Source organism: Leifsonia williamsii (assembly GCF_030433685.1).
GTDB classification, from domain to species: Bacteria; Actinomycetota; Actinomycetes; order Actinomycetales; family Microbacteriaceae; genus Leifsonia; species Leifsonia williamsii.
On record NZ_JAROCF010000001.1, the window covers coordinates 610,751 to 635,578 of the forward strand.

Genomic DNA, 24,828 nt, shown 5'->3' on the forward strand with positions numbered 1-24,828 from the left:
GCGGGAGCGGGAGCGGCAGCGGCAGCGCCAGCGGGAGCGGGAGCGGGAGCGGGAGCAGGAGCGGTCGATGATGCAGAGAACGGAGGTTGAAGCGCTAACCGAGCCGGCACGCGCAGGGAACGGAGGAGTAACGCGGCGGAGGAGATGTCGCATCCTCCCGGCATCAACGGTCGCTCGCAGGCTGAGGCAAGGGCGGCCGCAGGGGCTCGGGTGGTAACCGGCGGCTGGGCGCTCAGGAGGGGGTGTCTGCCTGCGGCTCCGATGCGTGAGGGGGTCGCAGGCTGAGCCGCCAGGCCGTCAGGGGGCGGCCGTCGAGGTGGGTTCCGGAGTGGTCGCGGGTGAAGCCGCAGCGCTCGGCGACTGCTTCGCTGGCGTCGTTGCCGACGAGCGTGCTCAGCCAGAGGACCTTCTCGCCCTGGTCGGCGAGCCAGGACGCGAGCGCACGGACCGCCGCGGTGGCGAGGCCTCGGCCGCGACCCTCGGGCAGGAGGGCGTAGAAGACCTCGAAGCCGACATCGCTGCGGCCCATGCCCGCCGTGCCGAGGGCGGATCCGCGGTCGTCGATCACGTATCGGATGCCGCTGCCGGCCTCCGCCGCCGCCACGTTGCGCTCGGCGCGGAGGCGGGCGCCGGCGTCGTCCAGATCGGCCGGGTACATGGTTCGCGGGGGGACGTCGGGCACGCGCGCGAGCGCCAGCTCGATCGCGCGGTCGTCCCTCTCGAGGCGGCGCAGGGTGGCGCCGGGGTGGCCGGGCAACTCGATCCGTAGCGGGAACGCGTCCATCCCGTCACCCTGCCACTGTGCGCTGTACTGCGCGAGTGCGCGGCTCTGCGAGTGATTCTCATGACACTTGATCTATTTCATTTCAAGTGTTCCGGTTATTCTTCGCGAGAGTTACCATTCGGACATGAGCACTCCAAGGATGGGGCGCCACGGTGGCCGCTCAGAACCGCAAGTCCACGACGACTTCGTCGCCGTGCCGTACCTCCGCCAGGGCCAGCTGATCTCGCTGATCCGATGGAGTCAAGTGGGCGGGGAGTGGAAGTACAAGACCATCCTTGCGGAGTATCTCCACCGCGACGAGGACGCCTGGTACCTGGTCATCGACGGACAGCGCGCCCGCCTCGACAGATCGGAGTGGGCGATCTTCAACTGACCGTCCCGGACGCCCTGCCGGACCCGGCGGTCTCGGGCACCGACGCGGGCGGGCACCGCCACGCCAGCCGGAGGCACCACGCAACCGGGAACCGCGACGCGGACGGCACCGCCACGCCAGCCGGAGCCGCCACACAACCGGGAGCCGCGACACGAACGACACCGCCACGCCAGCCGCAGCCGCCCCCGCACGCTCGCCGTCACCTGTCGCACGCACGTTACGCCCGCATACCTCCCCGAGCAACGGGGCCCGCCCCCTCCGTCCGCCGCGTAGCGTCCCACGCATGCGACCAGCGCCCTGATCGGCGCCCGCGCGGATCACCGCGCGCCGATCACCGCCGTGGAGACCCTGGCGTCGTGCCCCTTCCCCCCGGGCACGACGCCAGCCTCACTCCCGGGCAACCAGCGAGTACGCACGAAAGGGCGCGCGAACTGCCCACTACGCAGACTTTCCGCGTACTCGACGGCTGCCCGTCGAGGCTGACCGGGGCGCGCGACGCGCGACGCGCCTACAGCCGCCGCCAGTCGTCCGAGACCAGGTGCGACCCCGCCTGCGGTCCCATCTGCAGCATCCCACCGTCCACGACCAGCGACGCGCCGGTGATGTACGACGCGGCGGGAGACGCGAGGAATGCGATCACGGCCGCGACCTCGCGGGCGTCCCCCGGGCGGCCCAGCGGGATGCCGGGGCGGTGCTGCTCGTGAGGGTCCACATCCTCCGCATCGTTCATCGGGGTCGAGATCTCGCCCGGGGCGACCGCGTTGCAGGTGATCCCGTACTCGCCGAGCTCCAGGGCGAGCGTCTTGAGCAGGCCGCCGAGGCCGTGCTTCGCCGCGTCGTAGGCGGCCGAGCCGACGCGCGGCTGGTGCTCGTGCACGCTGGTCACGCCGATGATGCGGCCGCCGCGTCCGGCATCGACCATCCGCCGGGCCATGCGCTGGATGCAGACGAACGCGCCGTCGAGGTCGCCGGCGACGGTCGTGCGCCAGGTCTCCCAGTCGGTCTCGAAGAAGGGCGTCCCGCCGTTGAGTCCCGCGTTGTTGACGAAGACGTCGCAGCCGCCGAGCTGCTCGGCCATGCGGTCGACCACGTCGCCGCACGCGGGAGCGTCGGTGGTGTCGAGCTGTGCGATCACGGCGCGGCGGCCCTCCTGCTCGACCAGGCGCGCGGTCTCCTTCGCGCCGTCCTCGTCGGAGTGCCAGGTGATGCCGACGTCCAGGCCGGCCTGCGCCAGCGCGACCGCCGTGGCCCGGCCGATGCCGGAGTCGGACCCGGTCACGATGGCCGTGCGGGGCGCGGTGAGCTGGGGGGCGGTGAACGGGGATGAGGAGGTCGTGTCAGCCATGCCGGGCACGGTCCACCCCATCCCGGCGCGACGCAAGGGGTGGTACCTGTGGAGCATGACCGTCTCCGCAGTGCTCTTCGACATCGACGGCACGCTCGTCGACTCCAACTACCTGCACGTCGACGCGTGGCAGCGCGCGCTCGCCGAGCTGGGCGAGCCGACCGACGCGTGGCGCATCCACCGGGCCATCGGGATGGATTCGGCGCGCCTGCTCGCCGCCGTCGTGGGTCCGCGCGACGACGAGTGGCAGGAGCGGGCCAAGGACCTCCACTCGCAGTATTACAAGGAGCAGTCGGACCGGCTGCGCGCGTTCGACGGTACCGCCGAGCTGCTGCGGGAGATCGCGGGACGCGGGGTGAAGGTGGTGCTCGCGACCTCCGCGCCCCAGGACGAGTTCGAGCTGCTGCGGGCGACCATCGACGCCGACGACGCCATCCACGCCTCCACGAACGCCGACGACGTGGATGCCGCGAAGCCGGACCCCGGCATCCTGGAGGTGGCGCTCGAACGGGCGGGCGTCGGCCCGTCGGAGGCGCTGATGATCGGCGACTCGGTCTGGGACCTCACCGCCGCCTCCCGTGCACACATCCGCGGGGCCGGCGTGCTCTCGGGCGGCGTCGGGCCGTCGGAGCTGATCGACGCCGGAGCGGTGGACGTCTTCGACGACCCCCGCGACCTCCTGAACCGGCTCGACGGCCTGCTCTGACCAACCCGCGAGTACGCGGACAATCCGCGTACTCGAGCGTTTCCGGGCGAATTCGCGCGTACTCGACGGTTGCCCGGCGCCGGTCCGCTCTTGCCAACGCGGCGGCAGCGGCGTTGGATGCGAGCCAGGACCGCCGCACCGGCGGCCGAAGGAAGGGGGAGGCGATGACCGCCAGCGAGCTCGAGATGTCCAGCGTGCGGTATCCGTACCGCGACCGCATCTTCCACGTGGAGAAGAAGGCGCCCGGCCGGTGGGCGGTGCTCGACGAGTCCCACGCCGAGCTCGGCACGCTGGTGCGCGTCTCGGCCGAGGGTGAGGAGCACGAGCCCGTGTTCGGCGCCGTGCTGCCCGGCTACGTCGACACCCTCCATGAGGGCTCCGACTGGAAGTACCTGGTCGCCGCGATCATCAACGAGGCGCTCGACGCCGAGACCGCGCCGACCGGGAACCAGGGCGAGTCGTGAGCGTCCGGCTCAACAAGGAGGCGCTGGAGCACGCGCGCAAGCTGGTCGAGCAGGGCGAGGTCGTGCGCGACGAGCGCGACGACTGGAGCGAGCACGCACCCAGCACCGACGAGCAGAACCGCTTCATCGAGAAGCACGGCTGGGACGAGTACTCGCTCTGGCACCTCGGCGTCGACCCCGACAAGAGCGAGGAGACGAAGGGCCGGTTCAGCTTCCCGTACGGCGACTTCTCGAAGGTGCACCGCTGCGCGGTCATCTCGCTCGAGAGCCGGGCTTCGCAGAACGATCACGACGACATCGCGCGCGAGACCAAGCGCCTGCTGGAGCAGATCGACCGCGACTGAGCGGGCTACGATTGCCCGGATGAACGCGGCGCTGCGCAGGACCCTCGGCTGGATCGCGGCCGTGCTGCTCAACGTCGGCGCCGTGCTCTTCGTGGTCGGCCTGGTCGTGCCGCACGGCCCCGGCGGCGTGCCCCTGTGGCTCGTCGGCGCCGTGCTGTGCGTCGTCGGGCTGGCCTTCGGCGCGGGCTGGATGCTGACGAACCGCCGCTGACCCGCCCGGTGCCGCCGTGCTCGCGTCGCCGCGCTCGCGTCTCCGCGCTCGCGTCTCCGCGCCCGCGTCTCCGGCCCGCGCATCGCCATCGCTCCCGGACCTCTGCCCGCAACACGCCGGCTCCGGGCGTACACAAGCCCGGAACGGATGGTGGCGGCACGCAGCACGCACGAAGACGCCCACGAGAAGACGGCCCCGCCCTGGGATGAGAGGCGGGGCCGTCGGGACCGGATCGAGGCGTGATCCGGTGGCTCGTGGCCCGGTCGTTCCGGGCTCCCGATCAGTCCGGAGGCTCGGTGTTGCCGACCAGATCGGGGTTCGAGGGCTGCTGGGCCGGGTCGAAGTCGGCGGGCGGAGGCTCGGCACTGTCGGAGCCGGTGGTCGCGGCTGTCGTCACATCCTCCGCACCCTCCGGCGCCACTCCGGTCTCACCCGGCGCTGAGACGCGGTCGCCCGCGCCGCCGCCGCCGGCGCCGGTGTCGCCCGACTGACCCGACTCGGTCTCGGCCGGCTCGGCCGCCTGCGCGTCGCGCTCGGCGCCCGCGGCGGTGTCGGAGCCGTCCTCCTCGGCGCCCGCGACGTCCGACTCGGACGTGTCCGGCGCATCGGCCGTCCCGGAGGCCCCTCCTGGACCCTGCTCGAAACGCTCCGGATGCTCCTCCGCGGGGACGCCCTCGGCGTCGGTGTTCGGCAGTCCGCTGGTGTCGCTCATGCGCTGCTCCCTCCTGGGCCGCCTTACGGCTTGCCCTCTTCGCTGTACGAGGTGGTGCCGTCGCCGGTCTCCTCGATCCCCTCGTCGGGGTCGAGATCGGTGATGACGTCCTGGATGGTGTTCTGGTCGGCCGTGGGGTCCACCGCGCCGCCGTCGTCACCCTCGAGGTCGCCGGCGAGCCCGTTGGTCGGGTCGTTGCCGGTGACCGGCTCTTCGTCGTTCCTCGTGTCGCTCATGGAGGTCAGAGAACGCCTGCGCGCCCGCCCGCGCAAGGGGGGTTCAGCAGCGCGAGGCCGCGGAGTACCCTCCCGCGCCTCCCGCCCACCGGGAGCACAGTCGACAGACCCGCGACCCTCACCCCAGCCGCTCGATCAGCTCCCGCAGCGCGGCCGCGTACTGCGGCGACGACGGGTAGTCCGGGTGCGTCGCGACCTTGATCAGATACCGCGGAGGCCCGAACTCGTCCGCGCCGCGGTCGATCGCGTTGGGGGCGTTGCTGTTGACCGGGAAGCCCAGGTAGTCGGTGCGGCGCCACAGGCTGAACCAGGCGACGCCGCGGTTATCCGGCTGGGTGAGCAGCTCGACGAGCGTCGGGTCGGTGGCCCGCGACGGCGGGTACTCCGGCGGCGAGCCGAGCTGGTCGGTCTGCACCTGCGTGTACCAGGGGTCCGGCTGCGCGAGAGAGGGAGGGAGTTGCGGCAGCGTACCGAGCACCTGCGGCCCGAACAGCTCGGGGAAGAACCGCCCGAAGTACACGCGCAGCTGCGTCCCATAGGTGAGCAGCCCGACGTTGGCGATCCGGGAGGCGTCGCCCGGCCGCAGCGTGAACAGGCACGCGACGGCGAGCACCGCGCCGAGGCTGTGCGCGCTGACGACGACCTTGTACGGCCGCTCCTGGCGCAGCGCCTGCTCCTGCACCTCCTCCCGCCAGCGCAGTTGCTCGTCGGGCTCGAGGTGCGCCGGAGGGACGAGGTCGTGGCCGAGCCAGTCGACCACCCGGTCGCGCAGCTCGGGCACCGCGCGCTCGGCGTAGCAGGGCGGCGCGAAGGGGTGGCCTGCCCGCGGGAGGAAGCACATCAGGTCCCACATCACGCTGATCGGCCGCTCCTTGGCGGTGATGGCGTTCTCGATGATGAGGACCAGCACCCCGATCGCGATGATGCCGAGCGCCGGCCCGACGAAGCTGTCGATCCAGCGGTAGACGTCGGTGTACGAGACGGCGAGCGCCGCCACGAACCCGACGGCCAACAGCGCCGCGAGGAGCCCCAGGATCGGCTCGCCGCGGTGGAACAGGGCGGCCTGCCGCCGCGCGCGCAGGATCTTGAGCGCGAGCCGGTCCTGCGTGTCGGCCCGCTGCACGACGCCGTCGGGGTACTGCTTCACCGGGCTGACGATCGGCCGCCGGCCGCCGCGCGTGGGCGGCGTGGTCAGCATGGGCACCCAGCGCGTGCGAAGGAAGAACACGACGCCGGCGACCACCGCGAGCACGATCGCGATCAGCGGCAGCACGTCGCCGAAGTTCTGGTAGACGATGGGAGGTCGCAACGCGGCGGCGGGAGGGGCCACGCATCCGCACGCGGGCGCCCCCGTCCCGAGCCAGGCCTGCGTGCCGAGCACCAGCAGCGTCGAGAGGATCATCGCCGCGCCGAGCGCCCACAGCATGATGACGCCGGGGCCGGTGCCGCCCCATCCCTCCACCCGGTGTGGGATCGGGTCGCGGGTGAGCCGGGGCCAGAGCGCGATCAGCACCAGCTCGATGACGACGGCCGCCGCCGCGATGATGAAGAACGCCGCCCGCGCGGGCCGGGCCGCCTCGTCGAGCCGGGTCGGCCCGAGCGCGACCGCGATCAGGAAGCTCGTGCCCGCCACCGCCATGATCACGATCGACAGGGCGTGCGGCACTCCCCGGCGCCAGCTGAGGGCCGAGATCGCGATGGCGACGAGCACGCCGAGGATCAGGGAGGGCGCGGTCACCAGCCCGAGGAAGGCCGGCGCCGCGCCGCCCCGGCCTGCGCCCTCCCCGTAGTCGCCGTCGATCGCGAGCCCCACGAGCGTGAGCACGTAGACCAGCACGCCGACCCACAGCAGCAGCAGGGAGGAGCGTTCGCGGGTGCGGAGCTTGTCGGCGAGGAAGCGGGCCACCGGGCGGTCGCCGCTGTCCTCGGTGTCCGAGAACACGCCGACGAGCACGATGGTGACCGTCAGCCCGGCCAGGCCGAGGAGGAGTGCGAGCAGGAACAACCAGTGCCCTCCCTCCACCGCCCGCAGCGCGCAGCCGTTGGCGACGAAGGTCTGCAGCTTGGCGCAGTCGGTGCTTCCCCCGTAGACGGCGAAGAGGCGGTCCCACGCGAGCAGCAGCGCGACGAGGAAGAACGTCGCGCCGAGGTGCAGCCACTCGGTCGGCGAGCCGACGCGGGAGGTCTGCCAGAACCCCTCCGAGCTGAGCGGCTTCACCGGCCCCTCCGGGCGGGCGCCGCGCCGCATCTGGTCGGTCGTGTCGAAGATCGCGGCCTCGTAGCGCGTGCGGGCGCGCCGGGCGACGATGTAGAGCAGCAGGATTCCCGCGATCGGGACGACGGAGAGCACCGCGAGCTGCCTCCCGCGCCAGGCGAGCGGGCCGGTGAAGAAGTCGGTCACGGCGTGCGGGAGCGCCGGGCACGGTCCTGCACCGGCCGCGGCACCGGGACCGAGGCACTGTGCGCCGAGGTCGAGGCTGATGGAGCCGAGCGCGCACACGTAGAGCAGGGTCAGGCCGAGCGCGAAGATGCGGAGCGATCCGGCGCCGACCCCGCCCCTCCACTCGCCGCCGGGATGCTGGTCGGGGATCCGCCTCGTCCAGTACGCCGTGTTGGCGAGGCCGAACGGCAGCAGGAGCAGCCAGGCCAGCTGCACGAAGAACTGACCGATGAACAGCAGCGGCCCGGCGCCGTAGCGGGCGAGCAGACCCCAGGAGTACGCCTCCCGGCGCACGTCCGGCGGCGGCACCGCGGGGTCGAGCGTGCCGGGCGGGTCGTCGGGGTCGGGCTCCGGCGAACGCGGCGCCCACCAGAAGCCGCCGTTCTCGTCGCCCTGCGTCTGCCGCAGTTCGCTCTGCGGAACGCCGAGCATCTCGGCGGGCGGCGTGTTCTTGATGCCGTGCACCCGCAGCTCGAGGATGCGATGCGGCCCGGCCGCCGCCGGAGTCGGGGAGCCCGGGGTCGCGGAGCCCGGGGTCTCGGAGTCGGTCATCGCGCCGCCCCTTCGTCGTGGACGCGCGCAGACTACTCCGGCGCTGCGGGCCGCGGCTACGGCGGAGCCGCTGCGCCGAGGGGCATAGCCCTCGCACGCGGCGCGGCGTACGCTCAGCGCTATGAGCACCCCACACGAGGATGACCGGACCGGACGCATCGACGACGAGGCGCGCGACGATCTCGAGGGCAGCTACACCGAGGTCGACGGGGAGGCGCCGCACGAGCGGACCGTCCACGGCCAGTACACCGAGACCGACGGCGTCGGCCCGGAGACGGTGACCGAGGGCAGCTACACCGACACCGACGAGGCGGTCGAGCAGTCGACGGAGACGCCGCAGGGCGAGTACACCGAGGGCGACTACGAGGAGCCGTAAAGGCTACGACGAGCCGTGAAGGCGCGGTCTAGCGGCCGCGGGCCTTCGCGGCCTGCTTGGCCGCCTTCTTGCGGGCCGCCTTGACGTCGGGCGAGTTCCAGAACGACTCGACCGAGCCGACGATCTGCTCGTAGCGCTCGCGTCCGGCGCGGGCGCCCAGGAGGTAGGCCGCCGCGATCGCGACGAGGACGAAGAAGGTCTTGCTGCGCATCGGTGCTCCTTGCCGTTCGGCGTGGCTGTTCGGGGCCGACGGTATCCCTCAGGCGTCCGTTCCGGAAGGTGTGCGCGCGAACACCGCTCGCAGCAGCCGGTGGACGGGCTCGGACAGGAACAGCACGAAGAGCCACCACATCCCGACGCTCGGGACGGTGACGGCGAGCACCAGCGCGAGCGCCATCAGGAGGCTCGTCGACCAGCCGCGCGTCGCGTCCATCGCCGGCAGGGCCTCCTCGAGCGCGACGCCCGGCTTGCGCTGGATGTACATGCCCATCGCCTGCATGGTCACCGTCGCGATCAGCATGTTGCCGATGTACAGCGCGTAGACCGCGGGCTGCTGGCCCTCGCTGGAGGACAGCACGTTCGCCGTGAACGGGATGAAGACGATGGTCGCCAGCCAGAGGAAGTTCAGCCACAGCAGCGGGACGGTGTAGGCCGCGAGCCAGTCGAACACCCGGTGGTGCACCAGCCAGAACCGGGCGATCACGACGAACGACACGACGAACGCGATCACCTCCCAGAAGTGCTCGTCCATGAACTGACCGAGGGTGAGCCTCCCCACGTCCGAACCGGCGTCGACCAGCGGGAGGATCAGCAGCGTGATCGCGATGGCGACGGTCGCGTCGGAGAAGTTGACCAGGCGGTCGATCCCGCGCTCCGTCCTGAACACCGACATGCCGTCATTCTGCCGGGTCGTCGAGCAGCCCCAGCTCCAGGGCGCGCCGCACCGCGGAGGTCCGGTCGGAGACGCCGAGCTTCTCGTACGCGCGGCTCAGGTACGTCTTCACCGTCGCCTCCCCGATGAACAGCACAGCGCCGATCGCCGCGTTGGTGCGGCCGTCGGCGGCGAGACGCAGCACGCGCACCTCCTGCGGCGACAGCTCGGGCGCGGCCTGCCTGCCCTGCACCCGGCCGAGGAGCGCGGTCGCGGCGGAGGTGGCGAGCACGGTCTCCCCGCCGGCCGCGGCCCGCACCGAGCGCGCGAGCTCGGCCGGCGCGATGTCCTTGAGCAGGTAGCCGGCGGCGCCCGCCTCGATGGCGCGCAGGATGTCCTGGTCGGTCTCGTACGTCGTCAGCACGACGACCCTGGTGGAGGGATGCCGCTCGGTGATGACGCGCGTCGCGGCGACCCCGTCTCCGCCGGGCATGCGCAGGTCCATCAGCACGAGGTCGGGTGCGAGGGCGGCGACGAGCGACACCGCCTCCGGTCCGCTGGAGGCCTGGCCCACCACCTCGATGTCGTCGTACGCCTGCAGCATCCCGCGAATGCCCTCGCGCACGACGGGGTGGTCGTCGGCCAGCACGATGCGGATCACGGGAGGGGCTCCTCGGGGCTCGGTGGGGTGGAGGGAGTGGCGGTGGCGGCAGCACCGGTCGCGGCGGCGGTCGGCGCCGGCAGCGTCGCGCTCAAAGTCGTGCCCACGTCGGCCCGCGCGCTCAGCTCGAACCTCCCGCCGGCCTCCCGCACCCGTGCGCTCATGCCGTCGATGCCGTAGCCCTCGCGCGGGGCCGCGGTGTCGAAGCCGCTGCCGTCGTCGGCCACCTGCAGCCGCAGCTCGCCGGGTTCGTAGGCCAGCTCGACCGACACCGAGCGGGCGCCCGCGTGCTTGCGGACGTTGGCCAGCGCCTCCTGCAGCACCCGCAGCGCCACGACCTCGACGGTCGGCGGCGCGGGTCGAGGCTCGCCGGTCACCGTGTACGCCGCCGGCACACCGGTCTCGTCCTCGAAGCGCGCGGTGACGCGGCGCAGCGCGCGGTCGAGCGAGTCCTCGGCGAGCCGTCCGGGCGTGAGGGCCGCGATGATGCGGCGCGACTCCTGCAGGTTCTCCTGGGCGGTCAGCGTCATCAGCTCGATGTGGCGGCGGGCGGCCCCCGGGTCGGTCTCCAGCTCGGCCTGGACCGCGTGCCCGAGGGTGACGATGCTCGTGAAGCCCTGGGCGAGCGTGTCGTGCATCTCGCGGGCGATGCGCTCGCGCTCGGCCGCCGCTCCCTGCTGCTCCGACAGCTGCGCGATCTCGGCCTGCTGGAGGCGGAGGCGGTCGATCAGGAGGCCGCGCTCCTTGCTCTCCTTCGTCACCGCGGTGATGCGGTTGCTGAAGTAGATGGACATCGCGATGACCAGCAGGGTGATCCCCGCCGTCCCGGCCAGGTCGGCGACCGATATCTCGCCCACGCCGAGCCGCACGACCAGCCCGCCCAGATTCAGCACCACGATCACGGTGCAGGCCGGGACGAAGGTCAGCAGGAGGAAGATCTGCGGCGACAGCACGAACAGCGCCACGTTGGCCCAGTCGGTCAGCGCGATCGCGCCCAGGTAGGCGACGACGGCGATCGCGATGTACGTCCACGCCCGCCACGAGTTGGAGCGGAGGCCGGAGCGGCTCGGCCGCGCGAGGAACCAGTACACCGGGTACAGCGCGACGACGATCGCCGCGGCGGCCGCCGACCGGCCGAACCCGTAGAGGGGGTTCGCCAGGATGATGGCCGCCGAGGCGACGGTCGCGACGGCGGAATAGCCGATCCAGTCGCCGAAGGCGCGGTCCTCGACCCGCTGCGCGTCGCCCGAGGTGGTCACGATCAGACTGTAGCCGTCGGCGCCACGGCCGTGCCGCTCGTGCCGGCCACGTCGGAGACCGTCTCCGGCAGCGAGGTGCGCCCGGCCGGGTACAGCACCCCGATGACCGCGACGACCGCCATCGCCGCCGCCATGCCCCAGAACGCCCACTGCACCGCCCCGGCGCAGTCCGTCTGAACCGCCTGGAGGATCTGGTCGCGCACCGCCTGCGGAAGCTGCGCGAGCGAACCGCCCGAGTCTCCCGACGCCCCGCTGATCTGCGCGACCGCGCTCCGGGCGTCCGCCGCCGTGCCGCCGAAGCGGGCGAAGGAGGTGGTCAGCAGGTCGGTGAGCCGCGACGTGACCACGGTGGTGAAGACGGCCATGCCGAGCGCGCCTCCGAAGTTCTTCATCGTCTGCGAGACGGCCGACACCTCCCCGTAGCTCGCGCCGATGGACCGGTTGACCGCGTCGGTCGTGACCGCGCTGAACATGAGGCCGATGCCCGCGCCCGCCACGATGATCGGCCACGCCTGCGCGTTGAGGAAGGCGTGCGCGTCGCCGGTGAGGTCGGTGACCCGCAGCGCGAGCCAGCCGAATCCGATGGCGCCGACGATGCCGCCCGCAAGCACGACGTACTTGGCGCCGTGCCGGTCGAACCGCACCGAGCCGATCCGGCTGGCGACCACGAAGCCGAGGAAGAACTTGAGGAACAGCAGCCCGGTCTCCGCCGCCGACAGCTGCAGCGACACCTGCCCGTACACGCTCAGGAAGAAGAAGGTCGAGATGAAGGCGACGGAGGCGAACAGCGTCGCCAGCGTCGACAGCGTGAACCCGCGGTCGCGGAACGCGGCCAGCCGGACCAGCGGCTGCGCGCTGCGGCGCTGGAGCAGCACGAAGGCGACGAGCAGCAGCAGGCCCGCCGCGAGCGACGCGAGCACGGCCGGGCTGTCCCAGCCCCACGGGCTCGCCTGCTGCAGCCCGAACACCACGAGCCCCATGCCGCACGCGACCACCAGCGCCCCGAGCCAGTCGATCCGCTCGTGCCGGCGCACGGACGGCTTCGCGGCGAGCGCCACGATCAGGAAGGCGACGACGGCGATCGGGATGTTGACCCAGAAGATCGCCCGCCAAGTCCACTGCGTGAGCCACCCGCCCGCGATCGGGCCGATGGCCGTCATCGCGCCCGTGATGGCGAAGAAGATCGCCATCGCCCGGCCGCGGCTCTCGCGCGGGAACCCCTCGACGACGAGCCCGATGGCGGCGGGGAACATGATCGCGCCGCTGACGCCCTGCAGCGCGCGGGCCCCCACGAGCCACGCCTCGGCGAGGTCGCCCGCCGGCGCCAGCCCGCACAGCAGCGAGGTCAGGCCGAACCCGGCGATGCCGACCAGGGCCATCCGCTTGTGTCCGACGACGTCGGCGATGCGCCCGCCGAGCAGGAAGAAGGCGGCGGTCGCGAGCAGGTAGACGTTGACCGCCCACTGCATCCCGTCGTGGCTGAGACCCAGGTTCTGCTGGATGGAGGGGGACGAGAGCGCGACGATCGTGGAGTCGATCGTCGTCATCGACACGGCGAGGATCAGGCCGGCGAGGGCCGGCTTCGACGAGGCTGCGATGTTCATGCCTCCAGCCTCGCGGCGGCGGCCGGTGGACGGCACCGGCTCCGGGTGGTCAGCGGTGTCCGCCGATCGGTGGACACGGCGACGACCTCCACCCGCCCCTAGGCTGGTGCGGTGCCATCCGGGCCCGACCGCCCGGCGAGTGAGGAGTACCGTCATGCCAGCGCTGAACGACCACCTGTCACCGATCTTCGACGAGGTGGTGCGCCGCAATCCGGGCGAGCTCGAGTTCCACCAGGCGGTCGCCGAGGTGCTCGAGAGCCTCGACCCGGTGGTCCGCAAGCACCCCGAGTACGTCGACGCCGAGATCATCCGGCGGCTGTGCGAGCCCGAGCGGCAGATCATCTTCCGCGTGCCGTGGCTGGACGACCACGGGCGCGTGCACCTCAACCGCGGGTTCCGGGTCGAGTTCAACTCGGCGCTCGGGCCGTACAAGGGCGGCCTGCGCTTCCACCCGACCGTCTACGGCGGCATCGTCAAGTTCCTCGGCTTCGAGCAGATCTTCAAGAACTCGCTGACCGGCCTCCCCATCGGCGGAGGCAAGGGAGGCTCCGACTTCGACCCGAAGGGCCGCTCGGCCGCCGAGATCATGCGGTTCTGCCAGTCGTTCATGACCGAGCTGTACCGGCACCTCGGCGAGCACACCGACGTGCCCGCGGGCGACATCGGGGTCGGCGGACGCGAGATCGGCTACCTGTTCGGGCAGTACAAGCGCATCACCAACCGCTACGAGTCCGGCGTGCTCACCGGCAAGGGCCTCACCTGGGGCGGCTCCCAGGTGCGCACCGAGGCGACCGGCTACGGCGTCGTCTTCTTCACGCAGGAGATGCTGCGCACGCGCGGCGAGTCGCTCGACGGCAAGCGCGTCGTCGTCTCCGGCTCGGGCAACGTCGCGATCTACGCGATCGAGAAGGTGCAGCAGCTCGGCGGCACGGTCGTCGCGTGCTCGGACTCCAGCGGCTACGTCGTCGACCCCGCCGGCATCGACCTCGACCTCCTGAAGCACGTCAAGGGCGAGCAGCGCGGACGCGTCAGCGACTACGCGACCGCCCGCGGCGGCAGTGCGCAGTTCGTCGCGGGCGGCAGCGTGTGGGACGTCCCGTGCGAGATCGCCCTGCCCTGCGCCACCCAGAACGAGCTCGACGCCGACGCCGCCACCGCGCTCATCGCCGGGGGCGTGCAGGCCGTCGCCGAGGGCGCCAACATGCCGGTGACGCCGGAGGCCGTGCGCCGGTTCTCGGAGGCGGGCGTGCTCTTCGCGCCGGGCAAGGCGGCGAACGCCGGCGGCGTCGCCACGAGCGCGCTCGAGATGCAGCAGAACGCCTCGCGCGACTCCTGGAGCTTCGAGCACACGGAGGCGCGGCTGCAGGAGATCATGCAGAGCATCCACGACCGCTGCCTGGCGACGGCGGAGGAGTACGACTCCCCCGGCAACTACGTGGCCGGGGCGAACATCGAGGGCTTCAAGCGCGTCGCGGACGCGATGCTCGCGCTCGGCGTGATCTGAGCGGCATGCGGGTGACGGGGGCTCTGGGCGGCGCGCTGCTCGGTGGCGCGCTGGTCCTCGCGCTGGCCGGCTGCTCGGGCGTGCCCGATCCCGCGTCCGCACCCGCGTCTCCGTCCGCCCACGCGACGCCGCGCCTCCCCGACCCGTCCGCCGGCTTCGACTACCAGCTCGGCGGCGCCTATCCGCCTCCCACGGGCGTGCAGACGGTCGCGCGCGACCGCACCGCCGAGCCCGCCGGGGCCGGGTACGACATCTGCTACGTCAACGGGTTCCAGACCCAGCCCGATGCGTCGGAGCGGTTCGCGCAGCAGCATCCCGACCTCCTGCTGCAGACCGGCGACGGCCCGCTGGTCGACCCCGGCTGGCCCGACGAGTACCTCTACGACACGTCGACGGAGGCCCGGCGCGACGCCCTCGCCGCGCTCGTAGGCCCGTGGATCGAGGGCTGCGCGCGCGCCGGCTTCGACGCGGTCGAGATCGACAACTTCGACTCCTACACGCGCTCCAAGGGCGCCCTCACGGCCGACGACAACGTGGCCCTCGCCGCGGCGTACGCCGCCATCGCGCACCGGCACGGCCTCGCCATCGCCCAGAAGAACACGGCCGACCAGTCGGAGCGGTTGCGCGGGCTCGGTTACGACTTCGCCGTGGCGGAGTCGTGCGTGGTGTACGACGAGTGCGCGGCGTACACGAGCGTGTACCCGGTGCTGCTCGACGTCGAGTACACCGACGAGCTGGGCGAGGGCGGCTTCAGCGCCGCGTGCGCGGAGCGGGACGAGCGGACGGCGATGATCCTGCGCGACCACGACCTCCGCACGCCCGGCGACACGGGGTACGCCTACCGGGCGTGCGCGGGCTGACGAGTCGGAGCGTCGCGGCTCAGACGCCGGTGAACGGCACCGCCGCGAGGATCGCGACCTGCACGGTCCGCCCCGACGGCGAGACGAACTCGGCCGTGTCGCCCGCGTACTTGCCGTTGATCGCGGCGCCCAGCGGCGAGCTCGGCGAGTAGACGTCGAGCTCGATCCCGGAGTCGGCGAGCAGCTCGCGCGAGCCGAGCAGGAACGCCTGCACGGTCTGCTCGCCGTCGAACCGCACGGTGACCTTCATGCCCGGCTCGACCAGCCCGTCGTCGGGCTTGGAGCCGACCTCGGCCGTCCGCAGGATGCGCACGAGCTCCAGGATGCGGGAGGCGTGCGTCACGCCGGCGTCACCGGTCGGCGCGGGCGCGGCCTTCAACCCGTCCAGCTCCTTCTGGAGCCGCTCGCGCGACTCGGCGGTCATCCAGACGGGGGTCGCGTGTGCCGCGGTATCCATGACGCGTCTCCTTGGTTCGACGACGGCGAACGACAATCATAGCCCGGTCAGCGGGGAAAAATCAGCGGGTGGGGAATTTGCGGGCGTCACCGGTCGCAGAACTACACGAATGCGCGATGCCATCGATATCTGAAATGCAGAATCCTGATTCTATAGATTCTCACGTCGGAGGCACCCATGAAATTTCCGAACCCCGCGCAGGTCGTAACACTCGTCTCGGCAGCAGCGATGGCATCCGCCCTGCTTTCTCCGGCGGCCGCTTACGCCGACGAATCCGGGACAGCGACCGTCGCAGCGCTGGAGGCGCTGCCCGAAGTGTTGGATGACGCAGTCGCGGTTCGGGAGACCCGGTCGGGGACGGCCTCCTTCACGTCCGCGCAGACGCGATCGTCGGTTCAGCTCCCCGCCGACTCTTCTGAACCGATCGTGATGAGCAACCCGGACGCCGGGAGCCTGGAAATCGGGCTCCCCTTCGCCGACTCGGCCGCAACCCGCGACGAAGAGAATGACGTCGTCAGCGGCTACGACAACGGCAACGACTCGCGCACGGCTCCCATCACGAAGACCGACGGATCGGTCCAGATCATCACGATCCTGGAGTCCGGCGATGCACCCAGTCGATACACCTATGACTTCTCCGCGAAGGACGGAGCCCACCTCGACCCCAGTGGCCCCCTTCTCGCCGTGCGCGACGACAGCGGCTCACGAGTGGCGACGATCGCACCGGCATGGGCGGTCGACGCCGACGGACGATCGGTGCCGACGCATTACGAGGTGAGCGGGAACTCGCTGACACAAGTCGTCGATCACCGGAGCGGCACCTTCTCGTACCCCATCGTCGCCGATCCGTACCTCGGCCAGGCACTTATCGCACGGGTGGACCTCGGAAGCGAAGGCGGCAAGCCGCGGTACAGCGTCGTCAAGACCGCTTACGGAGACAATGTCGCCATGGGCATGCTCCGGCCCGGCAACTACGACGCCCTTCTCGGCGCGACCGTCATGAGGACGGAGGGATGGAAGGACGCCGTCGCAAAACGACCCGCGATGAACATCGCGACGATCAAGCAGCAATACGACTGCCACACGGTCTACGCGCCATCTAAGAACCCCTGGAACCTCGAAGCCTTCCGTGGCCAGAACGCCAACTGGGGAGTCAACCCCAAGCAGTGCAACTGGTAGCTACAGGCTGCTGGGAACGCGAGCCAACGCCCGGCTCCGCCCCCTAATCCGGCTCGCTTTCCCCTCGGCCATCCACGAGCCTGCGATAGCCGTTGACGAACCAGATGACGATCGGCGCCGCGATCAGAGCGATCGCTACACCGAGAAGGACGTAGTCGGTGACCAGCGAGTAGCCCTCCGCTCCGGCCTCGTCGACGTCATACCCCCGCTTCACCAGCACCTCTGCCCAGACGAGAAGCACGATCACTCCCAGTGCGACCGAGGCGCTTCCTGCGATCACCCGGCGGACGACTCGACTGCTAGACATGATGGCGAAGGTACCAGACAACATCACATTTCACATGCATAGACCGCCCACAACGCCCGCTGAGCTCTCTCGGAGGCAACTCGACGTTCTCTGCGAGATCGCGAATGGGGCGACCGTGGACGAAGTGGCGCACCGCATGCACCTGTCCCCGCATACGGTCCGGCACCATCTCCGCGTCGCTCGGCAGCGCCTTTGCGCGCCCAACACTCTGGCCGCAGTGGTCCATGCGATCGCCGGAGGCCTCCTCGACGCATCAGAGCTGCCTGTGCGCCCCTCGCCTGCTTCGATCGACCGCGCGCGGCAACATCACGGCGCCAGCGACGTGATCAGGGCCGCAGCCCCACCGCCTCCACGAACCCGTCGATCGTCGTCACCGTGACGCCCGCCCGGGGGAAGACCTTGCCGGTGAGCACGGCGTGCACCTGCTGGTCGGCGTCCCAGCAGCCGTCCTCCAGCACGAGGAGGCGGTAGTCGCGGTCGGTCGCGTCGCGCACGGTCGAGAGCACGACGCCGCTGGTGGAGACGCCCGCGAGCACCAGGGTGTCGATGCCCCGGGCCGCGAGCTGCTCGGCGAGGTCGGTCGTGCTGAAGGCGCCGAAGCGCTTCTTGCGTACCACGACCTCCCCCTCCGCCGGGTGCAGCGCCGGGTGGAACTGCGTGGCCGGGCCGTCCGCGTCGAGCTGCTCGGAGGCGAAGCGGGAGCCGGCGGGAGCAGCGGACCGCTCCTCCGCGGTGAGCGCGACGCGCACGTAGCCGACGGTCAGGCCGGCGTCGCGGGCGGCGGCGCGGGCCCTCCCCAGCCCGGCGACGAAGCCGGCGACGTCGGGGTGGCGGCCGACGATGCCGTTCTGCACGTCCATGAGCAGGAGGGCGGTGCGGGCGGGGTCGAGATCGTTCATGTTTGTAAACTATCTCGTCGGAGCCGAGTGCCGACTGTGTGCGCCCGCGGCGGGGCGGCGGGCCGCCGCTACAGCCCGAGCGACTTCTTGATCAGCGCCTCGGCGTCGTCGGCCGCGGCGGCCTGCGCCTGCGCCTCCCGGTTGGCCTCGGTGACGGCCTTGACCACCTCGTCGCGCTGGATGCGGATGCCGCGCGGCGCGTCGATCCCGATGCGGATGCCGTCGCCGCGCGCGTCGAGGATCGTGACGACGATGTCGTCGCCGATGAGCACCCGCTCGCCGACCTTGCGCGTCAATACCAGCATTCGTTCAGCCTATCCGGCGGTCGACGGGCGCGGCAGGCGGCGCGTCGAGCCACAGCACCGGATGCCCGAGCCGATCGATCGCGAGCGGGGTCGCGGTGAGGGCCGCGTTGGAGGCGGCGATGGCGTCGACGGCGAGCACCGCGTCGACGGCGGCGACCCAGGCGGCGGTGTCCTCGTCCTTGCGGGAGGCGTCCACGGCGGCCCAGACCTGGTCGGGCTCGATGCCGGCGAGGTCGACGGCGAACTCGGCCACGGCCAGCGGACCGGGGAGCGTGACGACACCGACGACCGGGCGGTCGGTGCGGACGCCGTCGGCGCGAGCGGCGAGGGCGGCGCGCCGGTCGGGGACGGGCAGCACCGGCACCTCCGCTCCGGCGCTGGCGGCGAGGAGGCGCGCGGCCGCGTCGGCGTCGCCGCCGAGCCCGACGACGAGCGTGAGGTCGCCGCGCCCGCGCAGCCGCTCGGGCACGCGTCGTGCGGCCCGCGCGTCCCGCTCGTGCGGCGCAGCGTCGTCATGCCCCGTCTCCCACCCCTCGAGTCGCGACATGATGTCACTCCTCGCGTCGAGTGGTGACGTCATGTCACCACTCGACGGGGGTTCGGGTGCCTGCTCGCCTGCGGAGGGAGACGCGGGAGCGGCGGGCGCGACAAGCGCGGCGGCGGTGGGCTCAGGAGTCGCCCCGGCCGCAGGCGAAGCGGCCGCCGCCGGCGCATCCACCGCCCGCACCAGGTCGTCGAGGATCGCCTGGAACGCGAGCGACGACGTCGAGACCGCCGGCAGCACCTCGTCGTCGCCGTAGACGTCGCCGAGGGCGTCGGCGCCGAGCCACTCAGGCCGCGATCGGCTCGGCAACCCGGACCACCCCCACGGTCTCGATCTGCGCCTGGACCGCGGTGACCTCCTGGTAGGACAGCACCGGCAGGCCGCTCACCTGCCCGGCGACCAGGCGACGGATCGCGGGCCGCAGCGCGGGCGCGCACACCAGCACGGCCGAGAGGCCGGCGTCGTCGAGGGCGGCGGCGGTCTGCTTGACCGAGCCGAGCACCGCCTCCAGCCGGCTCGGGTCGAGGACGATCTGCGTGCCGTTCTCGCCCGGCCGCAGGCCTTCGAGCATGGTCTGCTCCAGGCCGGGGTCGATCATGATGACGCGCAGCAGCCCGCCGTCGAGGTGCGGGGCGACGACCGCTGGGCCGAGGGAGGCGCGCGCGGCCTCCACGAGCCCCTCCGGGTCGTTCGACACCTTGGCGCGCAGGGCCAGCGCCTCGAGGATGCGCGGGAGGTCGTTGATCGGCACCTGCTCGACCAGCAGCCCCTGCAGCACCCGCTGCACCTCGGCGAGGCTGAGCAGGGCCGGGATGAGCTCCTCCACCGCCGGCGGGTTCACCTGTTTGACGCCTTCGGTGAGCTGCCGCACGTCCTCGCGGGTGAGCAGTCGCGCCGCGTTGGCCGTGATGACCGACGACAGGTGCGTGATCAGCACGGAGACGCGGTCGATCACGGTGGCGCCGCCGAGCTCGGCGCTGTGCCGCATCTCGCTCGGCACCCACTTCGCGGGGAGCCCGAACACGGGCTCGATGGTCGGGGTGCCCGGCAGCCCGTCGAGGGCGTCACCGAGTGCGAGCACGCGGCCGCCGGGCGCCTGGCCGCGTCCGGCCTCCACCCCGGCGATCTTGACGACGTACGTCGAGGGCGGCAGGTCGGCGCTGTCGCGCGTGCGGACCGGGGGCACGATGATCCCGAGCTCCAGCGCGATCTTGCGGCGCAGCGCGCGGATGCGCGAGAGGAGGTCGTCGGAGGCGCCGCTCACGATGTCGACGAGATCGGGCGCGAGCGTGATCTCGAGCGCGTGGACGCGCATCTGCTCGATGAGGTCCTCCGTGGTCTCGGGCTTGGTCGCTCCCGCGACCGCGGCCTGGGCGGCCTTCGCCTTCTTCGCCGCCGCCTGCGCGGTCTTGATGCGCTGGGCGGCGAGGATCAGCGCGGCGCCGATCAGCACGAACGGGATCGGCGGCATGCCGGGGATCAACGCCATGACGATCGCCGCGCAGCCCGCGATGGTCAGCGCCTGCCGCGACTGGCTCAGCTGGCCGCTCGCGGTCGTGCCCATCTCGTTCTCGGCGTTCGAGCGCGTGACGATCATGCCGGTGGAGACCGCCATAAGCAGCGCCGGGATCTGCGTCACGAGGCCGTCGCCGATGGTCAGGAGGGTGTACGCGTTGACCGCGTCGCCCAGCTCCATGCCGCGCTGCAGCATGCCGATCGCGATGCCGCCGACGACGTTGATGATGATGATCAGGATGCCCGCGATCGCGTCGCCCTTGACGAACTTGGAGGCGCCGTCCATCGCGCCGTAGAAGTCCGCCTCCGCCGACACCTCCGCCCGCCGCTCCCGCGCCTGCTCCTCGGTGATCAGGCCCGCGTTGAGGTCGGCGTCGATCGCCATCTGCTTGCCGGGCATCGCGTCGAGGGTGAACCTCGCGCCGACCTCCGCCACCCGCTCGGCGCCCTTGGTGACGACGATGAACTGGATCACGATCAGGATCAGGAACACGACGGCGCCGATGATGATGGAGCCGCCGACCGCCACGTGCCCGAACGCCTGGATGACCTGCCCGGCGTACCCCTCCCCCAGCACCAGGCGGGTGGAGGCGACGTTGAGGCCCAGCCGGAACAGCGTCGCCACGAGCAGCAGCGACGGGAACACCGAGAAGTCGAGCGGCTTCTTCACGAACATCGTGGTGAGGAGGATCACCAGCGCGAGCATGATGTTCACGATGATCAGCGTGTCGAGCAGCCAGGCCGGCACCGGCACGACCAGCAGCATGATGATGCCGACGACGCCGATCGGCACGGCCACCTTGGCAGCGGTCGATCTCATGTGAGCCCTCCAGAGAGTGCGGGGGTGGTCATGGTGTGGAAGCCGGAGGCCGAGCCGCGCGCCTTCAGCGACATCACGAAGGCCAGCACGCGGGCGACGGCGTTGTAGAGCTCGACCGGGATCTCGTCGCCGAGCTGGCAGCTGGCGTGGAGCGCCCGGGCGAGCGGGATGTCCTTGACGATCGGCACCCGCTCCTCCTCGGCCTTCTCGCGGATGCGCAGCGCGATCGCGCCGGCGCCCTTCGCAACCACGCGAGGAGCCGACTTGCCCGGCTCGTACTTGATGGCGATGGCGATGTGGGTGGGGTTCACGAGCACCACGTCGGAGCCGCCGATCGCCGCGATCATGCGGTTGCGGCTCATGGCGAGCTGCCGGGAGCGGCGCTGCGACTTCACCAGGGGGTCGCCGTCGCTGTTCTTCTGCTCGTCGCGCACCTCGCGCTTGGTCATGCGGGTCTGCTTGCGGTTGCGGCGCATCACGACGAGCACGTCCAGGCCCGCCAGCACCAGGCCCGCGCCGACCGCTGCCTGCAGGAGGCCGGCCGAGCCTCCCTGCGCCGCCGACAGCAGCGAGGTCAGCGACATGCTGCCCGACGTCAGCAGCACCGGCATGAGCCCCTGCACGACGAGGTAGAGGCCGATGCCGACGACGGCCGACTTGAGGAGGGTCTTCGCGCCCTCCCACAGCGCCCGCATGCCGAAGATGCGGCCGAGGCCCGCGACGACGTTGAACTGCTCGTACTTGCCCTCGAGCTTCTTGAGGTGCACGCCGCCCTGCACGGCCGCCGCTCCGATGACCGCGATGGCGCCGACCGCCAGCAGCGGGCCGATCGTGGCCATGATGCTGCCGAGCCCGTCGCCGAGCGCGGCGAGCGCCTTGCCGGGGTCGGGACTCTCGATAACCGAGCGCACCGAGAAGAGCTGGTCAACGGCCGCGTCGGTGCCGAGCTGCAGGGTGAACGGCAGCATGATCGCGGCGGCGCCGACCCCGACCCAGGCGGTGAGGTCGTTCGACTTGCCGAGGCGGCCCTTCTCGCGGGCCTCCTTCATCCGTTTGTCGGTCGCCTGCTCGGTGCGTTCCTGCGCGTCGCTCACGGCGTCACCCCCAGCATGGTCTTCACGGCGGTGCCGGTGATGCCCGAGACCACCCCGGGCAGCGCGACGAACACGATCGCGGCGAGCACGACCGTGAGCATGATCTTGAGCGGGAAGCCGAGGGAGAAGGCGTTGAGCGCCGGGGCCACGCGGGTCAGGAGGCCGAGGCCCACGTCGGCGAGGAACAGCACGACGAGCAGCGGCCCGGCGATCTGCAGCGCCGCGAGGAACATCTGGGTGAGACCGTCGACCATCGCCTTGACGGGGTCGGCCATCCCGAGCCCCGACGCCAGCGGCACGGCGCTGAACGTGCGGACCAGGCCGCCGATGATGAGCTGGTAGCCGCCGCTCGCGAAGAGCAGCGCGAGCGCGGTCAGCTGGAACAAGCGGGTGAACTGCGCGCCGTTGATCATCGACTGCGGGTCGAAGGCCTGCGCGAGCTGGAAGCCGCCGAACAGGTCGATCAGGCTTCCGGCCGACTGGATGGCCGCGAAGACCAGGAAGACGAGGAACCCGAGCGTCGCTCCGACGGCGAGCTCCTTCACCATGTCGAGCAGGAAGGCGCCCGTGTCGCCCGGCTGGTACCCCACGCCCACGCGCGGCGCGACCGCGATGGCGAGGCCGATCGCGAGCATCCCCTTCACCTGGGCCGGGAACCCGTTGTACGAGAACGGCGGCGCGATCACGAGGAACGCGACCATGCGCAGCGACGCCAGCGCGACGGTCTCGATCGCGGCGAGGTCGATCGGGATGTTCATCAGCCGCCGCCGAGGAGTTGCGGGAGCTTCTCGAAGAGCACGTGGGTGAACGACACCAGCTCGCTGATCATCCACTGGCCGCACACGATCAGCGCCACGGCGACGGCCGCCGCCTTCGGCACGAACGAGAGTGTGACCTCCTGGATCTGGGTGATCGACTGCACGAGCGAGATGGCGAAGCCGACCACGAGCGCGGTCACGACGATCGGCGCGGCCAGCTTCGCGGTCACCATGAGCGCCTGCATGGCGATGTCGAGCACGGCGTGCGCGTTCATCCGCCGCCTCCGTAGCTCTGGATCAGACTCGTTACGATGAGCCCCCAGCCGTCGACCAGCACGAACAGCAGGATCTTGAACGGCAACGAGATCATCACCGGCGGCAGCATCATCATGCCCATCGACATCAGCGCAGCGGAGACCACCATGTCGATGACGAGGAACGGCACGAAGATGACGAAGCCGATGATGAAGGCTGCGCGCAGCTCCGAGATCATGAACGCCGGGATCAGCGTCAGCAGCGGCACGGCGCTCATGTTGTCGGGATTCGCCCGGCCGGCGGCGCGCGTCATCAGCGCGATGTCCTCCTCACGGGTGTGGGAGGCCATGAAGGCGCGCAGCGGACCCTCGGCCGCGTGCATCGCGCCCGTGAAGTCCAGATGGCCGGCGAGGTACGGCTGCACCGCCGAGTTGTTGATGTCGACGAGCACCGGGCTCATGATGAACAGGCTCAGGAACAGCGACAGGCCCGCGAGCACCTGGTTCGGCGGGATCGAGGGCAGGGCCAGCGCGTTCCGGGTGATCGCCAGCACGACGAAGATCTTGGTGAACGACGACATCATCAGCAGCAGCGCGGGCGCGACCGACAGCACGGTGATGCCGACGAGCGTGACGATGGCGGCGCTCGGGGTGCCGTTGGGGCCGTTGATGTCGAGGGTGATGCCTCCGCCACCGGTCGCGCCGGTCGGCCCTGCGGGCCCGGACGGTGTCGGGACGGGCGTGGCGTGCGCGCCGGTCGCGCCGAGCAGCACGAACGCGAGCGCGATCAGGGCGACGAGGAGGACGGCGGCGGCGAGACGGGGCAGTCGGCCGGTGCGCGCGAGGCGCCCGGCGACGCGGCCCGTCACCGGCGCTGCCGCACCGCCGAACTCGCCTGCCGCCAGGTCGCGGGTGACAGGATCGAGCCTTTGAGTGCCTCGTCGAAGACCGAGGCGCGTCCCTGCGCCGTGAGGAAGTCGGCATCCTGCCTGTCTGATGTGTCCGGTGCCGCGCTTGCTTCCGCTGCCGCGAGCACAGGCGCGAGCTGGGTGACCTCCGCCTCCTGCGGACGCTCACCCGTGTGGAGCACGCTCACCTGGCGCTCGGTCACGCCGAGCACGAACCGGTTGCCGTCGACGTCGACCACCACGACCGACGCCTTCGGGCCGACGCCCTGCCGGCCGACCACGGTGACCGCGTTGCCCCGCCGCCCGCGTGCGCCCGAGCGGCCCTTGGTGATGCGGCGCTGCACGAACCACAGCAGCGCGACCATCACCCCGAGCACGACGATCACGCGCAACGCGACGAACAGGGTCTCCACGGCACCCTCTATCGGCCGGGCGTCCTCCGCCGTTAGCAACCGTCGAGTACGCAGATTGTCCGCGTACTCGACG

31 protein-coding genes are annotated in these 24,828 nt (G+C 71.5%); 10 read left to right on the plus strand and 21 right to left on the minus strand.

All coding sequences use genetic code 11. From position 1 onward, the window contains the following. Window positions 1-232 precede the first annotated feature (232 nt). Window positions 233-784, minus strand: coding sequence for a GNAT family N-acetyltransferase (locus P5G50_RS02790; RefSeq protein ID WP_301211519.1), 552 nt, complete (start codon window positions 782-784; stop codon window positions 233-235). 124 nt (window positions 785-908) lie between these two features. Between P5G50_RS02790 and P5G50_RS02795 the strand changes: the two genes are divergently transcribed. Then, the gene (locus tag P5G50_RS02795) at window positions 909-1,157 is read left to right on the plus strand and encodes a hypothetical protein (RefSeq protein WP_301211522.1); all 249 of its coding nucleotides are present in this window, start codon (window positions 909-911) and stop codon (window positions 1,155-1,157) included. 508 nt (window positions 1,158-1,665) lie between these two features. Here the strand turns inward: P5G50_RS02795 and P5G50_RS02800 are convergent. Next, complete coding sequence (locus tag P5G50_RS02800; protein WP_301211525.1) at window positions 1,666-2,502, minus strand: SDR family oxidoreductase; 837 nt, start codon at window positions 2,500-2,502, stop codon at window positions 1,666-1,668. Between P5G50_RS02800 and P5G50_RS02805 the strand changes: the two genes are divergently transcribed. The 4 genes from P5G50_RS02805 to P5G50_RS02820 all read left to right on the plus strand — a co-directional run bounded on the left by P5G50_RS02805 (window position 2,501) and on the right by P5G50_RS02820 (window position 4,227). Continuing rightward, a complete protein-coding gene (locus P5G50_RS02805) occupies window positions 2,501-3,208 on the plus strand; it encodes an HAD family hydrolase (RefSeq protein ID WP_301211908.1) in 708 nt (235 codons plus the stop codon). The two genes, P5G50_RS02800 and P5G50_RS02805, sit on opposite strands and share 2 nt — an antisense overlap. A gap of 164 nt (window positions 3,209-3,372) precedes the next feature. Beyond that, window positions 3,373-3,672 carry a hypothetical protein gene (locus P5G50_RS02810; RefSeq protein WP_301211527.1) on the plus strand — a complete coding sequence of 100 codons (300 nt, stop codon included), beginning with the start codon at window positions 3,373-3,375 and terminating at the stop codon, window positions 3,670-3,672. Continuing rightward, on the plus strand, window positions 3,669-4,016 hold the full coding sequence (locus P5G50_RS02815; RefSeq protein ID WP_301211528.1) for a type II toxin-antitoxin system CcdA family antitoxin: 348 nt from the start codon (window positions 3,669-3,671) through the stop codon (window positions 4,014-4,016). The genes P5G50_RS02810 and P5G50_RS02815 overlap by 4 nt, the downstream gene beginning before the upstream one ends. 19 nt (window positions 4,017-4,035) lie before the next feature. Continuing rightward, window positions 4,036-4,227 (plus strand): hypothetical protein, encoded by a 192-nt coding sequence (locus P5G50_RS02820; protein WP_301211531.1) that lies wholly within the window; start codon window positions 4,036-4,038, stop codon window positions 4,225-4,227. A 280-nt stretch (window positions 4,228-4,507) separates the two neighbouring features. On the opposite strand, the gene P5G50_RS02825 is transcribed toward P5G50_RS02820, so the two are convergent. The 3 genes from P5G50_RS02825 to P5G50_RS02835 form a co-directional block, all read right to left on the minus strand. After that, window positions 4,508-4,939 (minus strand): hypothetical protein, encoded by a 432-nt coding sequence (locus tag P5G50_RS02825; RefSeq protein WP_301211533.1) that lies wholly within the window; start codon window positions 4,937-4,939, stop codon window positions 4,508-4,510. 23 nt (window positions 4,940-4,962) lie between these two features. Then, window positions 4,963-5,175, minus strand: a complete 213-nt coding sequence (locus P5G50_RS02830; protein WP_301211535.1) for a hypothetical protein — start codon at window positions 5,173-5,175, stop codon at window positions 4,963-4,965. 118 nt (window positions 5,176-5,293) lie between these two features. Then, window positions 5,294-8,167: a hypothetical protein gene (locus tag P5G50_RS02835; protein ID WP_301211537.1), complete on the minus strand. Its 2,874-nt coding sequence runs from the start codon at window positions 8,165-8,167 to the stop codon at window positions 5,294-5,296. A 121-nt stretch (window positions 8,168-8,288) separates the two neighbouring features. Here P5G50_RS02835 and P5G50_RS02840 point away from each other — a divergent pair, with 121 nt between their 5' ends. Next, window positions 8,289-8,543, plus strand: a complete 255-nt coding sequence (locus tag P5G50_RS02840; protein WP_301230565.1) for a hypothetical protein — start codon at window positions 8,289-8,291, stop codon at window positions 8,541-8,543. Between the two features lie 28 nt (window positions 8,544-8,571). On the opposite strand, the gene P5G50_RS02845 is transcribed toward P5G50_RS02840, so the two are convergent. Genes P5G50_RS02845 through P5G50_RS02865 form a run of 5 tightly spaced genes read right to left on the minus strand, consistent with a single transcriptional unit; the run spans window position 8,572 to window position 12,938 of the window. Then, window positions 8,572-8,754, minus strand: a complete 183-nt coding sequence (locus P5G50_RS02845) for a hypothetical protein (protein ID WP_301211544.1) — start codon at window positions 8,752-8,754, stop codon at window positions 8,572-8,574. 48 nt (window positions 8,755-8,802) lie between these two features. Then, window positions 8,803-9,435 carry a TMEM175 family protein gene (locus P5G50_RS02850; protein WP_301211547.1) on the minus strand — a complete coding sequence of 211 codons (633 nt, stop codon included), beginning with the start codon at window positions 9,433-9,435 and terminating at the stop codon, window positions 8,803-8,805. Between the two features lie 4 nt (window positions 9,436-9,439). Beyond that, entirely contained in the window at window positions 9,440-10,075 is a 636-nt protein-coding gene (locus P5G50_RS02855; protein ID WP_301211548.1) for a response regulator transcription factor, read from the minus strand. After that, complete coding sequence (locus P5G50_RS02860) at window positions 10,072-11,334, minus strand: sensor histidine kinase (RefSeq protein ID WP_301211550.1); 1,263 nt, start codon at window positions 11,332-11,334, stop codon at window positions 10,072-10,074. The genes P5G50_RS02855 and P5G50_RS02860 overlap by 4 nt, the downstream gene beginning before the upstream one ends. Before the next feature lie 2 nt (window positions 11,335-11,336). Then, the gene (locus tag P5G50_RS02865; RefSeq protein ID WP_301211552.1) at window positions 11,337-12,938 is read right to left on the minus strand and encodes an MFS transporter; all 1,602 of its coding nucleotides are present in this window, start codon (window positions 12,936-12,938) and stop codon (window positions 11,337-11,339) included. A gap of 154 nt (window positions 12,939-13,092) precedes the next feature. On the opposite strand from P5G50_RS02865, the gene gdhA reads away from it, so the two are divergent. Then, window positions 13,093-14,442 (plus strand): NADP-specific glutamate dehydrogenase, encoded by a 1,350-nt coding sequence (gene gdhA / locus P5G50_RS02870; protein WP_301211554.1) that lies wholly within the window; start codon window positions 13,093-13,095, stop codon window positions 14,440-14,442. A 5-nt stretch (window positions 14,443-14,447) separates the two neighbouring features. Continuing rightward, window positions 14,448-15,302, plus strand: a complete 855-nt coding sequence (locus tag P5G50_RS02875) for an endo alpha-1,4 polygalactosaminidase (protein ID WP_435870818.1) — start codon at window positions 14,448-14,450, stop codon at window positions 15,300-15,302. A 19-nt stretch (window positions 15,303-15,321) separates the two neighbouring features. Here P5G50_RS02875 and P5G50_RS02880 read toward each other — a convergent pair whose 3' ends face one another. Then, entirely contained in the window at window positions 15,322-15,759 is a 438-nt protein-coding gene (locus tag P5G50_RS02880; RefSeq protein ID WP_301211559.1) for a GreA/GreB family elongation factor, read from the minus strand. 177 nt (window positions 15,760-15,936) lie between these two features. Between P5G50_RS02880 and P5G50_RS02885 the strand changes: the two genes are divergently transcribed. Further along, on the plus strand, window positions 15,937-16,938 hold the full coding sequence (locus tag P5G50_RS02885) for a DUF2599 domain-containing protein (protein ID WP_301211561.1): 1,002 nt from the start codon (window positions 15,937-15,939) through the stop codon (window positions 16,936-16,938). A gap of 43 nt (window positions 16,939-16,981) precedes the next feature. Here the strand turns inward: P5G50_RS02885 and P5G50_RS02890 are convergent, their stop codons facing one another. Then, the gene (locus tag P5G50_RS02890) at window positions 16,982-17,245 is read right to left on the minus strand and encodes a hypothetical protein (protein WP_301211564.1); all 264 of its coding nucleotides are present in this window, start codon (window positions 17,243-17,245) and stop codon (window positions 16,982-16,984) included. Window positions 17,246-17,279: 34 nt separating this feature from the next. Between P5G50_RS02890 and P5G50_RS18575 the strand changes: the two genes are divergently transcribed. Then, a complete protein-coding gene (locus P5G50_RS18575; RefSeq protein WP_363319490.1) occupies window positions 17,280-17,624 on the plus strand; it encodes a response regulator transcription factor in 345 nt (114 codons plus the stop codon). Here the strand turns inward: P5G50_RS18575 and P5G50_RS02895 are convergent. The 9 genes from P5G50_RS02895 to fliO form a co-directional block, all read right to left on the minus strand. After that, window positions 17,572-18,144, minus strand: a complete 573-nt coding sequence (locus P5G50_RS02895) for a cysteine hydrolase family protein (RefSeq protein WP_301211566.1) — start codon at window positions 18,142-18,144, stop codon at window positions 17,572-17,574. The genes P5G50_RS18575 and P5G50_RS02895 overlap by 53 nt on opposite strands. A gap of 68 nt (window positions 18,145-18,212) precedes the next feature. Then, on the minus strand, window positions 18,213-18,449 hold the full coding sequence (gene csrA, locus P5G50_RS02900; protein ID WP_301211568.1) for a carbon storage regulator CsrA: 237 nt from the start codon (window positions 18,447-18,449) through the stop codon (window positions 18,213-18,215). A gap of 4 nt (window positions 18,450-18,453) precedes the next feature. Continuing rightward, entirely contained in the window at window positions 18,454-19,302 is an 849-nt protein-coding gene (locus tag P5G50_RS02905; RefSeq protein ID WP_301211569.1) for a hypothetical protein, read from the minus strand. Further along, the gene (locus P5G50_RS02910; protein WP_301211571.1) at window positions 19,280-21,328 is read right to left on the minus strand and encodes a flagellar biosynthesis protein FlhA; all 2,049 of its coding nucleotides are present in this window, start codon (window positions 21,326-21,328) and stop codon (window positions 19,280-19,282) included. Before P5G50_RS02910 ends, P5G50_RS02905 begins: the two co-directional genes overlap by 23 nt. Further along, window positions 21,325-22,422: an EscU/YscU/HrcU family type III secretion system export apparatus switch protein gene (locus tag P5G50_RS02915; RefSeq protein WP_301211573.1), complete on the minus strand. Its 1,098-nt coding sequence runs from the start codon at window positions 22,420-22,422 to the stop codon at window positions 21,325-21,327. Before P5G50_RS02915 ends, P5G50_RS02910 begins: the two co-directional genes overlap by 4 nt. Next, on the minus strand, window positions 22,419-23,180 hold the full coding sequence (locus P5G50_RS02920; RefSeq protein ID WP_301211575.1) for a flagellar biosynthetic protein FliR: 762 nt from the start codon (window positions 23,178-23,180) through the stop codon (window positions 22,419-22,421). The genes P5G50_RS02915 and P5G50_RS02920 overlap by 4 nt, the downstream gene beginning before the upstream one ends. Then, entirely contained in the window at window positions 23,180-23,455 is a 276-nt protein-coding gene (fliQ, locus tag P5G50_RS02925; protein ID WP_301211577.1) for a flagellar biosynthesis protein FliQ, read from the minus strand. The genes P5G50_RS02920 and fliQ overlap by 1 nt, the downstream gene beginning before the upstream one ends. Next, complete coding sequence (fliP, locus tag P5G50_RS02930; RefSeq protein ID WP_435870820.1) at window positions 23,452-24,303, minus strand: flagellar type III secretion system pore protein FliP; 852 nt, start codon at window positions 24,301-24,303, stop codon at window positions 23,452-23,454. The genes fliQ and fliP overlap by 4 nt, the downstream gene beginning before the upstream one ends. Beyond that, window positions 24,300-24,755 carry a flagellar biosynthetic protein FliO gene (fliO, locus tag P5G50_RS02935; RefSeq protein WP_301211579.1) on the minus strand — a complete coding sequence of 152 codons (456 nt, stop codon included), beginning with the start codon at window positions 24,753-24,755 and terminating at the stop codon, window positions 24,300-24,302. The genes fliP and fliO overlap by 4 nt, the downstream gene beginning before the upstream one ends. Window positions 24,756-24,828: the final 73 nt, after the last annotated feature.

Excerpts from the sequence above, each read along its gene's own strand:
- P5G50_RS02790 (WP_301211519.1), bottom strand. The coding sequence starts at position 784 with ATGGACGCGTTCCCGCTACGGATCGAGTTGCCCGGCCACCCCGGCGCC.
- P5G50_RS02795 (WP_301211522.1), top strand. The coding sequence starts at position 909 with ATGAGCACTCCAAGGATGGGGCGCCACGGTGGCCGCTCAGAACCGCAA.
- P5G50_RS02805 (WP_301211908.1), top strand. The coding sequence starts at position 2,501 with ATGCCGGGCACGGTCCACCCCATCCCGGCGCGACGCAAGGGGTGGTAC.
- P5G50_RS02800 (WP_301211525.1), bottom strand. The coding sequence starts at position 2,502 with ATGGCTGACACGACCTCCTCATCCCCGTTCACCGCCCCCCAGCTCACC.
- P5G50_RS02810 (WP_301211527.1), top strand. The coding sequence starts at position 3,373 with ATGACCGCCAGCGAGCTCGAGATGTCCAGCGTGCGGTATCCGTACCGC.
- P5G50_RS02820 (WP_301211531.1), top strand. The coding sequence starts at position 4,036 with ATGAACGCGGCGCTGCGCAGGACCCTCGGCTGGATCGCGGCCGTGCTG.
- P5G50_RS02825 (WP_301211533.1), bottom strand. The coding sequence starts at position 4,939 with ATGAGCGACACCAGCGGACTGCCGAACACCGACGCCGAGGGCGTCCCC.
- P5G50_RS02830 (WP_301211535.1), bottom strand. The coding sequence starts at position 5,175 with ATGAGCGACACGAGGAACGACGAAGAGCCGGTCACCGGCAACGACCCG.
- P5G50_RS02835 (WP_301211537.1), bottom strand. The coding sequence starts at position 8,167 with ATGACCGACTCCGAGACCCCGGGCTCCGCGACCCCGGGCTCCCCGACT.
- P5G50_RS02840 (WP_301230565.1), top strand. The coding sequence starts at position 8,289 with ATGAGCACCCCACACGAGGATGACCGGACCGGACGCATCGACGACGAG.
- P5G50_RS02845 (WP_301211544.1), bottom strand. The coding sequence starts at position 8,754 with ATGCGCAGCAAGACCTTCTTCGTCCTCGTCGCGATCGCGGCGGCCTAC.
- P5G50_RS02850 (WP_301211547.1), bottom strand. The coding sequence starts at position 9,435 with ATGTCGGTGTTCAGGACGGAGCGCGGGATCGACCGCCTGGTCAACTTC.
- P5G50_RS02865 (WP_301211552.1), bottom strand. The coding sequence starts at position 12,938 with ATGAACATCGCAGCCTCGTCGAAGCCGGCCCTCGCCGGCCTGATCCTC.
- gdhA (WP_301211554.1), top strand. The coding sequence starts at position 13,093 with ATGCCAGCGCTGAACGACCACCTGTCACCGATCTTCGACGAGGTGGTG.
- P5G50_RS02875 (WP_435870818.1), top strand. The coding sequence starts at position 14,448 with ATGCGGGTGACGGGGGCTCTGGGCGGCGCGCTGCTCGGTGGCGCGCTG.
- P5G50_RS02880 (WP_301211559.1), bottom strand. The coding sequence starts at position 15,759 with ATGGATACCGCGGCACACGCGACCCCCGTCTGGATGACCGCCGAGTCG.
- P5G50_RS02885 (WP_301211561.1), top strand. The coding sequence starts at position 15,937 with ATGAAATTTCCGAACCCCGCGCAGGTCGTAACACTCGTCTCGGCAGCA.
- P5G50_RS02890 (WP_301211564.1), bottom strand. The coding sequence starts at position 17,245 with ATGTCTAGCAGTCGAGTCGTCCGCCGGGTGATCGCAGGAAGCGCCTCG.
- P5G50_RS18575 (WP_363319490.1), top strand. The coding sequence starts at position 17,280 with ATGCATAGACCGCCCACAACGCCCGCTGAGCTCTCTCGGAGGCAACTC.
- P5G50_RS02895 (WP_301211566.1), bottom strand. The coding sequence starts at position 18,144 with ATGAACGATCTCGACCCCGCCCGCACCGCCCTCCTGCTCATGGACGTG.
- csrA (WP_301211568.1), bottom strand. The coding sequence starts at position 18,449 with ATGCTGGTATTGACGCGCAAGGTCGGCGAGCGGGTGCTCATCGGCGAC.
- P5G50_RS02910 (WP_301211571.1), bottom strand. The coding sequence starts at position 21,328 with ATGAGATCGACCGCTGCCAAGGTGGCCGTGCCGATCGGCGTCGTCGGC.
- P5G50_RS02920 (WP_301211575.1), bottom strand. The coding sequence starts at position 23,180 with ATGAACATCCCGATCGACCTCGCCGCGATCGAGACCGTCGCGCTGGCG.
- fliQ (WP_301211577.1), bottom strand. The coding sequence starts at position 23,455 with ATGAACGCGCACGCCGTGCTCGACATCGCCATGCAGGCGCTCATGGTG.